Origin of the sequence: Pseudoalteromonas sp. A22 (genome assembly GCF_018141345.1) — a bacterium.
In the GTDB taxonomy this organism is placed as follows: domain Bacteria; phylum Pseudomonadota; class Gammaproteobacteria; order Enterobacterales; family Alteromonadaceae; genus Pseudoalteromonas; species Pseudoalteromonas maricaloris.
Window position 1 is genome coordinate 1,277,585 of sequence record NZ_CP047238.1, and the last position, 12,438, is coordinate 1,290,022.

Annotated in this window: 2 protein-coding genes; both read right to left on the bottom strand. The window is 47.2% G+C overall.

Features of this window, described 5'->3' with window-relative positions:
- A complete protein-coding gene (locus tag GSF04_RS10600) occupies positions 1-7,863 on the bottom strand; it encodes a non-ribosomal peptide synthetase (RefSeq protein ID WP_211859507.1) in 7,863 nt (2,620 codons plus the stop codon).
- A 3-nt stretch (positions 7,864-7,866) separates the two neighbouring features.
- Positions 7,867-12,420, bottom strand: a complete 4,554-nt coding sequence (locus tag GSF04_RS10605) for a non-ribosomal peptide synthetase (RefSeq protein ID WP_211859508.1) — start codon at positions 12,418-12,420, stop codon at positions 7,867-7,869.
- Positions 12,421-12,438 lie beyond the last annotated feature (18 nt).

Consider the following 12,438-nt stretch of genomic DNA (forward strand, 5'->3'; position numbering starts at 1 on the left):
TTAAATCCTCATGCTATTAGTTTGTTCTTGTTGTGATCCGGAGTCTGCTTTAATTTCGATATCCACGCTCAGCGTCTCTAAGTTGTCGACGATTGCGGCAATATGGGTATGTTCAAACAAGGCTGAAATTGGGATGTTTAAATCCAGTGCTTTATTGCATGCATTCATCAACCGGATAGCCGAGATAGAGTCCCCCCCGATACTGAAGAAATTATCTTCAATGCCCACTTGTTCAAGGCCAAGTACCTGCTGCCAAATCTCACAAAGTTGGGTCTCTAAGGCATTGCGTGGTGCCACATAAAGGTTGTCGGCTTGAAGCTCTGGCGCAGGGAGTGCCTTGCGGTCAAGCTTACCGTTACCCGTAAGTGGAATATGCTCGATTAAGGTAAAGTGACTTGGCACCATGTATTCAGGTAAAGCAGCACTTAGGGCGAGCTTTAATTCGGTAATTTCAAGGTCAGGCTCTGCAACAAGGTAAGCGGCCAGCGCTTTGCCTTGCGGTGCAGGCACATCAATCACCACTGCGTTTTGTACGCCTTGCTGGTCGACAATAGCAGCGGCAATCTCGCCTAGTTCGACACGATAACCACGAATTTTCACCTGCTCATCGTTGCGACCAAGGTACACCAAGTCGCCGTTGTCTAGGAAACGGGCAAGGTCACCGGTTTTGTAAAGCTTGCTATGGGCGGGGTCATGACTAAACGGGTTATCAATAAAACGCTCGGCATTGAGCTCAGGGCGGTTTAAGTAACCACGGGCAACCCCAAGGCCTGAAATGTACAACTCACCAGGTGCACCAATGGGCATGGGCTGCAGCGACTCAGATAACACATGAAGATTAACGTTAGGGTAGGCTTTACCTATGCCTTGATGAAGACGTGGATAGGCCTGCGCGAGCATCGCACCGACTGTGGCTTCCGTGGGGCCATATTCATCGAAAATAGCGTTCACATGGTCGCTTAATGCGGCAATGGCCTGCTCAGTCAGCGCCTCACCACCGAGCATTAGGGCATCAACTTGTGCATCGCTGCCAGGCAATAGCGCCATGGCAAGACTGGGTGTGGTTTTCACAAAGCCAACGTTCGCGGCATTTAGGTGAGCTCTAAAAGCGGCGGCATCAAGAATATCGCCTTCATAGACACACACCGTTTGTCCAGCAAGGAGCGGGCATAAGGTGGTGGTCACCGACAGGTCAAAACAGTAGTTAGAAGAAAAGTCGATATTACGATACTTGTCACCTAACTGGCTGGTTAAGGCGTGAAGATAGTAAAGCACATTGTGCTGCGTGAGCATTACGCCTTTTGGTTGTCCGGTTGTCCCTGAGGTGTAGATGATATAAGCCAAGTTAGCCAACGCGGTTGGACGCACTAAGTTCTCGTGCTCCACCGCCAGCGCATGGGTGTTTACGCCGAGCGCCTTCACGCCGAGCGCTGTGGCTTTTCCAAGTACAGGCTCAAGAGATGGCAAGTGGCTTTCCTGCGTTAGCACTAAGTCGGTGTTGGTGTCGGTTAAAATAAACTCAACCCGAGCTTCTGGGTAATCCGGTGAAACAGGCACATAGGCACCACCGGCTTTGAGCACGGCCAAAATAGCAATAAGCATCTCGCTACTGCGAGAAAAGTAGAGAGCGATAGGGGTATCGGCAGGCAATAGGCCAGCTTGGGCTTTGGGGTGCTGAGCAAGGATTTGCTGTGCAAGGGCATTGGCTTTACCGTTCACTTCGGCATAAGACAGCGTTTCACCGCTGCTGGTTAACATGGCCGCTTGCTCTGGGGTGTTAGCGGCGTGCTGCTCTACTAAGCTGGCCAGATCTTTATCGGTGGCAAACGACTCGGCGTTGTTGTGCCATTGGCTTAGCGTTGTCTGCATTTGGTTATTGACCAAGCTAATGCTTTGATGGCTTTGTGTCAGTCGCTCCCCAAGCTGAACCAAAATAGCTTGTACTTGGTCAAGGATCCACTCTGCCCGTGCGGTGCTCAGCCATTCCCCGTTGTAATGCATCACAAAGTCTAAGCGGTCTTGCTCGCTTTGAGCCACCACAGAAAGCGGATAGTCGCCTTTTTCTATTGATTCTCTAAACTTCCAGCTGCCGGTATTTTCTGGAGTCGGGTAGTTTTCAAATACAAAGAGGGTATGGAACAAGCGTTGACCATCACGTTGCAGTTTCGACAAGCTCATGTCGCTGTGGCTATTGAGTGCAGCTACGCCTTTTTGAATGGCTTTGAGAATGTCATTACAACTTGCTTCTGCTTGCCAATTCACCACTAAAGGTAAGGTGTTGATGAACAAACCGACCGCTTGTTCAATCCCATTGACTGGAATTTCACGACCGGAAACTGTGCTACCAACAATCGTTTGGCTATCACCAGAATAGGTTTGCAGTAACTTATGCCAAGCAAATTGCAATGCAACGTTGAGGGTTACGCCAGCTTGTTGACAAGTATGTTGTAGCGACCTAAACGCCTCGCCTTGAAGGCTAAACTGTACCGATTGCACTTGTTCAACAATTCGACTTTGCGACAAGTCATATTGGCCACCAAGCAACAAGTTAATATCGTTTGCGGTGTCAAATTCGGCTTGTTGTTGCTGCCAGTATGTTTGAGTTTGCTTGGTATTTTTAAGGTAATAAGCTTGCGCCTCTAAATAGGTTTGCTGCGCTTGCACCTCTGGTGTTTTCCCTGCACAAAGCTGGCGATAATACCCCGCGACAGCTTGCAGCATTAACGGTCCACTCCAGCCATCATTAATGGCATGGTGCTCGGTTTTGATAAGTGTGTAGAGGTTTTCACTGCGCTTAAACAAGGTGAAGCGAATAAGCCCCGGTTGACTTAGGTCAAACGGAACTTGTCGGTCTGCGGCTTGAGCTTTGCTGATGGCTTGCTGTTGGCCGTGCTCGTCAAGGGATGATAGATCTACTATGGTGAAGTGACTGTCATCAATACTGGCGTCGCGACACACCACTTGGAGTAGACATTCTTGCCAATCAAAAGCGGTGCGTAGAATAGGGAAGCGAAGCGACGCTAAACGCCAGGCATGAATAAAGTGTTCAACCTCTAGCGCTTGTTCAATATCCATGACCAATTGCACTCGGTAGGCATCATCCGTTGGGAAGTTAACAGCATGATAGATAAAGCCTTGTTGCAAGCTATTTGCTGGGTAAAGTGCTTCGATATTATAGTGCTTGCTCAGCGCTTGATAATGCCCATAAGACAAGTCGCTTAACCCCAAATCGCTAGGAGTTTGCTGCGGTGTTTGTACGGCTAGTTCGCAGCTTGCATTAATGACCTGGTGAAGCGCCATTTCAAAGTGCTCAACAAATGCCAGCGACTGTGATTGGTTCAACCTCGAAACCACATCAAAGTGAAGCTTGTCACCGCGAACTGCGCCATTGATGTTGAGTAGCAGTGCATTGTCAGCCTGAGCGTTTGCCGCAGTCATCACATAGCCTGCTTGAGTATCATCCAGCTGCCAGTCTCGGCTTTGCTGTTGTTGCTGATTCAATTGACCTAGGTAGTTAAAGCTCACCTGAGGGCGAATTGCGCTGACTTTGCCTGCTTGCACAAAAGCGCCATAACCCACGCCTTTATCCGGGATTTGGCGCAGCATTTCTTTGGTGTTTGCGATGGTTGCAATCACGTCGTCGTGATGTTCAAGGCGCACAGGATACATACTGGTAAACCAGCCTAAGGTTTGCGACACATCCAAGCGCGGATCTATATTTTCACGACCATGACCTTCAAGTTGAATATGATTAACGGTACTGTCAAAAGTGCTGTGTAGGGCAATATTGAGTGCCGCCAAAAGCAAGTCGTTAATGTCAGTATTCAAACCAAGGTTGGCATCTCGTAGCAGCTTTTCGGTCGTCTCTTGTTCAAAGCTTATGCTGTATTGTGACTGCGCTGAGTAAGTAGGTTGGCTGGTAAAGCTTTTTTGTACTTGCTGCCAATACTGTGCCTGTTCTGGGTGAGTCGCAGGGTAGGTGGCAATGGCATCTACCCATTGACGATAGCTGGTGAGTTTGTCTGTCAGCGTTTCGCCATTTAATAGGGTTTGTAAGTCTTGGCTTAACACCCGCCACGATACCACATCAATAATGGCATGATGGAAGGCAAAGAATACCTGACTGCCCTCGGCCGTTTTCACCAACGCTGCCTGCCACAGGGGGCCATTGAATAAATCAAATTGGCTTTGTAGTTTGGTCAATTCGTTAAATAACGCGTCTTTACTCAGAGCCGTTGCATCAAGTAATGGGACTTCAAGCTCTATTGCCGCTTGGTACGCTTGTTTTACCCCGTTGCTGGTCTGAACAAAGTGACAACGTAGCATGTCATGATGCTCGCTCAGCGCTTGAATAGCTTGAGTCAGCCCCGGGTGTTCAATGTGTTCAGGTAAGTTAAGGGTAAATGCTTGGTTCCAATGGTGTGGATTTGGTAGCCCTAAATCGAAAAACCACTGTTGGATAGGCAGTAGTGCAAACTCACCACTTAACCTACCTTGCTCCGTGATAAGTTCAATGGTTTCAGTGCTAACGTGTTGAATTAAATAGGCCTGCGCTGCCACGCTTGGGGCGTCAATGATGTCTTTAACCTGAAGGTTAAAGCCAGCTTTACGCAGCGCAGACACAAGTTGAATACTGACAATAGAATCGCCACCGACTTTGAAAAAGTCATCATTAACGCCCACTTGCTCTAGGCCCAATACTGACTGCCAAATACCACACAATTGTTTTTCTAATTCGCTGCTCGGTGCTTGATAGTTGTCTTCATCCACCACGGTTGGAGTAGGCAATTGCTTGTGATCCAGCTTACCATTGTTGTTAAACGGTAACGCCGACATCACTTCAAAGTAGCTTGGGATCATATAGCTAGGTAAAACCTGAGCCAGTTCCTGTTTTACTGCATTTAGGTCTAACTCGCCGTGCTCTGGTACCACATATGCGGCAAGTTGCTTGTTGCCCGCTTGTTCGAATACCACCACAGCGGCGACTTTCACTTGCGCCAATTCGTTGAGTTGTGCTTCTATTTCAGCAAGCTCAATCCTAAACCCGCGGACCTTCACTTGGTGATCGTTACGGCCTAAAAACTCTAGTACGCCAGACTCGGACCAACGTCCTAAGTCTCCCGTTTTATACAGTTTATCTAGCCCGAGTTGTTTGGCCTTTGCGCTTGCAAAGGGGTTATCGATAAAGCGCGCAGCACTCATTTCGGGTTTATTAAGGTAGCCACATGCAAGTCCGGCTCCTGCTATAAATATCTCGCCTGTCGCGCCGTATGGCACTGGATTAAGATATTTATCAAGCAATAATACTTGGCGATGATTAATGGCTTGGCCGATGGGCACCGGGCCATCAATATTGGCGCATGGATAGAAAGTGGTAAATGTCGTGCTTTCAGTTGGGCCATACGCGTTGATCACCAACTCTGGTCGCGTATCTCTGGCGAGAATGCGTTTGACTATGCTTGGAGTGATTGCCTCACCGCCTGTTAGTACGCAGCGGACATTGTCATAAATATCAGGTTGTTGTAAATATAGCGAATCAAACAGTGTGCGCGTTAGCCAAAGTACACTAACACCGTGTTGTTTAATTAACCTTGATAGGCTGTCAGGATCCGCGCCTTGTTGCGCACTTGCTACAACCAATTTGCAGCCGTTTATCAGTGGTGTCCAAATTTCAAACGTTGCGGCGTCAAAATTTGGATTAGATAGGTGAATAAACACGTCGTTTTCTGACGTGTTTATTAAATCAGTATCTTGTACCAAAGAAACAACGCCACGGTGTGGAACGACCACGCCCTTTGGTTCACCTGTCGTACCCGATGTATAGATCACATAGGCTTCGGTTTGCGCATGTGCACCTGACAGTACGGGCGCTGCATCAGACAAAGACAAGCTATCTAAGCAAGTAATTTGCGGCTCTGCATCACAATTTGCAACGAGTGTTTCGATACGCGGGCGCAGCTCGCTTTGTGTTAAAATCAAACCAAGTTGCGTGTCGTTGAGCATATACTCAATGCGCTGATCTGGATAATCAGGGTTAAGCGGTACATAAGCACAACCCGCTTTTAGGATAGCCAGTTTTGCGATTACCATTGCAATAGAGCGTTCACAGAAAAGCCCAACAAAGCGATGGCTAGCGCTAACGTCCACATGATCTTTAATGTAGGCGGCAAGCTTATTCGCGCTTTGTTCTAATTCTTGATAGGTCAGCTGCATTTCGTCTTCAACTAGCGCTATTCGAGTTGGCGTTTTTTGTGCTTGCTGAGCAACCAATTCATGAATAGTAGAGTGCAAATAATCCGCATGCTCGTCTATCTCAACCATTGGTGCTCGCTCATCATTACTTAACAAAGAAATTTGGCTATGCGGCTGGTTTTCATCAGCAATAATGGCATCTAACACCAATGTCATTTGGGTGAGCAATCGCTGTGCTTTGCTTGGTGCCAGCATGGTTTCGCAGAAGCTCAACTTAAGTAGCAAGATATCTTGTTGTTCAACAATGCTGATGGTGAGCGGATAGTCTACTTTTTCAATCATCTTATCGAACGACCATTCGAGTACGTCTTGTCCCGCTGGCGTCGGATAGTTTTCAAATACAAATAGACTGTTGAACAGGCGAGTATTCGGCTCTTGTAGTTGCGACAGTGAAACACTGCTGTTGCCGTTAAGTTCTGCAATTTTTTCTTTCAGCGCTGTAAGCTGGGTGCGAATACTGGCCGTTTCTTGCCAATCAAGGGAAAGAGGTAGGGTATTGATATATAAACCAACACTGGCATGGATCCCGTCAATGGGTAGTTCACGACCCGAGACCGTTGTGCCTACTATGGTTTGCTCAGCGTCGCAGTAATATTGCAGTACTTTATGCCAAGCAAATTGCATTAAGACGTTCAGCGTGAGTCCGTGTTGTTTAGCAAATGCTTTGAGCTGTTGATGGCGCTCTGAAGAGAGCTTTAATTCGCTCGCCGCTGCTTTTTGGATCTGTGACGAGCCAGATTGGTCAATATTTTTACTCAATAAGCGGTTGATATCATTGGGCTCACCAAATTGTGCCTTTTGGTTTTGCCAATATCTATCGCTAGATTTTTGATTTTGCTGATAGCGCGCTTGTGTTTGTAGGTAAGCCGTTTCTTCTTCAACAATGACCGGCTCGCCTTTGGTTAGTTTGGCGTAGTTTTGATGCACGGTTTGCAGCATCACCGGAAAGCTCCAGCCATCGCTGATGCTATGGTGTTCTGCTTTAATTAGGGTGTAATGTGCATCAGCGCGTTTAACGATAGCAAAACGCATTAATCCCGGTTGAGTCAAATCGAAAGGCGTATTACGGTCGTCGTGAATAAGCTTATCGATACGTGTCTGTTGTTCAATGTGGTCTAACGTACTGAAGTCGAGAAAACTGAAGTGATTTGGGGTAAATCCGGCCCCTCCTTTGATCACTTGGATGATTTCATTTTCCCAGTTGAACGCAGTACGTAGCGCAGGGTAACGCATTGATGCCAAGATCCAAGCCTGTTGGTAAGCATCGACATCGAGTGCTTGATGGTAATCGATGACTAACTGAACTCGGTAAGCATCGTCATTTGGTTGGGCAAGGTGATGGTAAACAAAACCTTTTTGCATACTGTTAGCATCAAAGATGGCACGGATCTCAGATGCCTTTTTATATTCAGTCGCTAGCAACTGTTCAAAATCTTGTTCGGAAAAAACTTGCTGCGATACAAGGTAATCTAATAATGCGGCTTTATTTGCTTTGAGGTAGTCAACCCATTGTTGGCTGAGTCCTTGCTCACCATGGACAATCTTAAGTTTGTCTCCATTGGCCCAAAGCGCAATGTTATCCTTTGCAAGTGATTGGCATAAATTCAACATGGTTTAAATCTCTAATTCTTGTGTTTTTTCAGACTGAGTCGTGGTTTGTTCTAGTTGTGTTTCACTTAACTGAGATTGCAGTGCAGCTAGTTGATCCTGAGAAAGTGAGCCCGCGCCAAAGTCGCTAGGGGTGCTTACACCGCCGCGCTTTTTCGCCTCGAGCGCCGTATCCAATACATCATGCAGCGCTTGTGTTAAGTGAGTAGCGAAGGCATCGGTAAGATTGCCATCTAGTAATGAATCCACTTTGATCCTGAGTTGTTCGCCCTGAACTAGCGCATTGATATCGAGGATCAGATCCGATCCGTTTTGTGCAGAACTTGTCTCGGTTTGCAGTTGGTTGTCTATCTGCCAAAGCGCATCGCTTTGCCCACCCATTTGGCCCAGGTAGTTAAAGCTGATACTTGGCAACGTTAAGCTGGTGTCTTGCAGTTGTGCACTACCAAAACCAAGACCTTTATTTGGGATCTGGCGTAGCGCTTCTTTGGCATCAATAATGGTGTCGCTTAGTGTCGCTTGTTGAGTCAGGCGTAGCGGGTACAAGCAAGTGAACCAGCCAATTGTTTGGTTGATATCAGCATCATCACGCCACATTTCACGACCATGACTTTCCAACGTGATAGCATGCTGAGTTTGCTTAAAGGTTTTACTCAATGCTTGGCACAAAGCTGCCAGTAGTAACTCTTCACCTTGCGTATTGAAGCCAGCATTCGCGTCACGTATTAAGCGGGCCGTGGTTTGCGCGTCTAACTCTAACCAAGCGGTTGACGGTGTTGCAGCCATGCTTGGCGGATAGCTTGGTAAGTTGGTTGCTAAACGCTGCCAAAATGCCATTTCTTGCGGGTGTGCTGCCGGGTACGCTTGCATCATTTCTACCCACTGTCGATAGCTGGTGCGTTTACTCAGCAACTCTCCTTGTGCTAAAAGGGTTTGCAGATCTTGCGCGATGATCCGCCAAGAAACCGCATCGATGATTAAGTGGTGAAGTGCAAAGTGAAGCAGGTCGTAGTCTTCACAAAATGCTTCGATATGTGTAACTTGCCAAAGTGGGCCATTACAAATATCGAACTGGCTTTGTCGCGCGTTGAGCTCTGCTTGTACATCGTGCGACTTGCCGTTAAGGACCTTGAGTGGTGCCATCGTACTCACATCGTTATATTCTTGCGTAATATGGCCTTCAAATTCCATAAAGGTTGTGCGCAACATATCATGTTGATCACTTAAACTGTGTAGCGCCTCTTGTAATTGAGTTTGGCTAAAGCCGCTTGGGATCCTGATTGCAAATGCCTGATTCCAATGATTCTCCTCCGGTAGTGCTTTATTGAAAAACCATTGTTGAATTGGCAGTAGATCAAAGCGTCCGCTCAGCAGGCCTTGCTCTTGTGTTATCTCTCGTTGAGTCGCTTGTACGCTAACAATACGCTGACTTAACGCCGCTGCAGTTGGACAATCAAAGATATCTTTTACTTGTAGTTCAATGCCTTGTTTTCTGAGCAAAGCAACGAGTTGAATCGTGAGAATAGAATCACCACCGATAGCAAAGAAATCATCTTTGGTGCTCACTTGCTCAACACCAAGCAAAGTTTTAAATGCTTCACACAGTTGCGCTTCCGTTTCGTCTTGCGGCGCCACATATTCGCTTTGGCTTACCAGTTCAGGCTCTGGCAACGCTTTACGGTCTAATTTACCGTTGCCAGTCAAAGGTATTTCCGCAAGCTCAGTCCACGTTTTTGGCTGCATATAACTGGGTAGCGCTTGACTCACATGGGCTTTCACTTGGGCAGTTTGGCCGTAATGTTGTGGCTTAAACTTGATATAAGCGGCTAGGTAGGGAACACTTTGTAGGGTACGGTCGATAACCACCGCTTGGGCAACTTCTGGCAGTTGGTTTATCACGCTTTCGATTTCACCCAGTTCAATACGGTAGCCACGGATCTTCACCTGATTATCGTTACGACCGATATACTCCAACTCACCATCCGGTAGGCGTCTTGCCAAGTCACCGGTTTTATACAGTCTGGCTCGTCCTTGTTGAATATCTTGTTCGCTTGCATATGGGCTGCTAATAAAGCGTTCTTGACTGAGCGCTTCGCGGTTTAAATAACCACGAGCAAGACCTGCACCGCCAATATATAACTCACCGCAGGCGCCGGGTTCGACCAACTGCAATTTGGAATTTAGCACGTACGCTTTCATATCTAATATGGGTCTACCGATATGAGAGGCTTTAGAACTTGATTGTTGCGTGAGTGCTTTATAGGTGACATGCACCGTGGTTTCAGTGATCCCATACATGTTGACCAATAGCGGCTGTTCATCGCCGTAGCAGTTCCACCAAGGGTTGAGCATTTCGGGGTTGAGTTTGTCACCGCCGAAAATCACATACCTCAATTTGTCAAAATTCAATTTTGCGCTTAGTGCCGCTGCACTAAATTCATAGAATGCGGCAGGAGTCTGATTAAGCACAGTCACTTGATTGTCTGAGCAGTAGTCTGCAAAGGCCTCAAAATCGCGGATCAGGCTGTTGTCAGGAATACAGAGTTTACCGCCATAAAGTAGGGCGCCCCACATTTCCCATACGCTAAAGTCAAAAGTATAGGCATGGTAAAGCACCCAAGTATCGTGATGGTCAAAGCCATAATCTTGCTCCGTTGCCGTGAATAATCGAGCGACGTTTTCATGAGTTTGCATCACGCCTTTTGGTTGGCCTGTCGTACCTGAGGTATAAATGATGTATACCAAATCCTGCGGTGATTGGCTGATGACAGGGGCTGTGTCGCTTTGTTGCTGGGCATTGAGTGGTGTAACTAGTGGGCAAGCCACCTCCGCCAAACGGCATTTGTCTTGTGCAGTGGCATACTCTTGCTCGTCGACAATCAATAGGCTTGGGTTGGTATCACTTAGAATAAAGGTTGTTCGCTCGCTGGCATGGTCGGGAGACAGCGGCACATAAGCCGCCCCCGCTTTAGTGACAGCAAGAATTGCAATCAGCATCTCGATAGAAGGCTGCATGTACAGCGCAATTAACGTATCGGCAGTGAGGGGTTGTTGATACCGAGACTGATATTGCTCCCGTAAATGCAAGGCCAGGGCGTTGGCTCTGGCATTAAGGGTTTTATAATCGATAGATTGTGTTTGGGTTTGTAGCGCGATTTGATCTGGGTGCTTACTTACCGCTTGTTCAAACCAGTGATTTAACGTGGTGTCGGAAAAGAACGTTTCATTATCTTGATTGCTGCGCGCCAAGATAAGCTTTTGCTCTTCTTCATCCAGTACAGGCAGTTCGGCGATATTAAGGTCGCTAGAGTGGGTAAGTAATTCAATAAAGCGCGCCTGAATATCGGTGATCCGTGTCATTGCCACGCGAGAAAAGACAGACTTAGCGGCGACTACTTTACGACAAAGGCCACCTTCGGTTTCAAAATGCGTAAATTCGATATCAAATTGTGAAACACCAGGCTCAATGGATACCCCTTTGATAATGGTATCTCCCGCTGTGCCCAAAGCAAGTTCGTACCCTTGGCGACCAATCATCAACGGGGTGATCCCTGGACGAATACCATTGCTTTTTAGCTTGGCTAAGTAGTTACAGGTGACATTAATATGCTTTGCAGCGTCTTTATTATTATTTCCTGACAGCAGTAATTGGGTAAGCTGGTTACTGACTTCACTGATAAGCGATGCGCCTGTGTACTGCTCAATATCGCAAATAGAAACCGTTTCAACGTCTGAATAATGACCTAAGATCGCGCGGGTTTTACGGGTGCGGCGAGCCATCGGGATCCCTATGGTCAAATCGGTTTGCCCAGTGGTATGAAATAAAGTCAAAAAGACGCTGGCAAGCACGACGCTAAAACTCGTGACGCCAGCTTGAGAGGCCACCTGTTTTACTTGTTTGAGTGCCTCTGGGTTTTCTTCACGAAACGCGATGCCCTCATAATGGTGCGCGAGTGCCTCAGTATTACTCTGGTAAAAATCGATAGGATAGAGTTCGCTCTGTTGTGAAGTTGCTGCACGCTCAGGCTTTTCTTCAAACATCACTTGATAATCAAGGGGGGCGAGATCAAGTTCAGAATTATCAAGCACCGCTTCTACACATGCGAGTAAATCGCTCATTAGTACTTGCAATGCCCACTGGTCACAGTTGATGTGATGCCCTTTGATGGTCAATAGCAACCGAGTTTCTGAGCTACAAGCGTAGAATTGAAAGGTCTCTTTAGTGATATCGATAGCTTGCTCAATTAAGGTTTTGGCGGTGACGGAGTCACTAAAAGCGGCAATTTCATCAGGCACGGCTAATAACTTAGGGGCACTGGCTAATAATTCGAGTTGTGGTTCGCCTTGAGCCTCATCAATACGACTCGATAAAACTGGGTGCCTTGCAAATAGCAACACCAAGGCTTGCTCTAGTGCCTCGGCTGTGAGCCCGCCGGTAAACTGTACCGCGCAAGCGATGTTATATACTGGATTTGCCAAATCAAGCTGTTGGGCTTGCCATACGTGAAGTTGCCTCGTTGTCAGAGACTTGAAATTGGCGGAATTGGACTGTGAGTTCATTGCGTGATCCTTGTTTTT

Excerpts from the sequence above, each read along its gene's own strand:
- GSF04_RS10600 (WP_211859507.1), bottom strand. The coding sequence starts at position 7,863 with ATGTTGAATTTATGCCAATCACTTGCAAAGGATAACATTGCGCTTTGG.
- GSF04_RS10605 (WP_211859508.1), bottom strand. The coding sequence starts at position 12,420 with ATGAACTCACAGTCCAATTCCGCCAATTTCAAGTCTCTGACAACGAGG.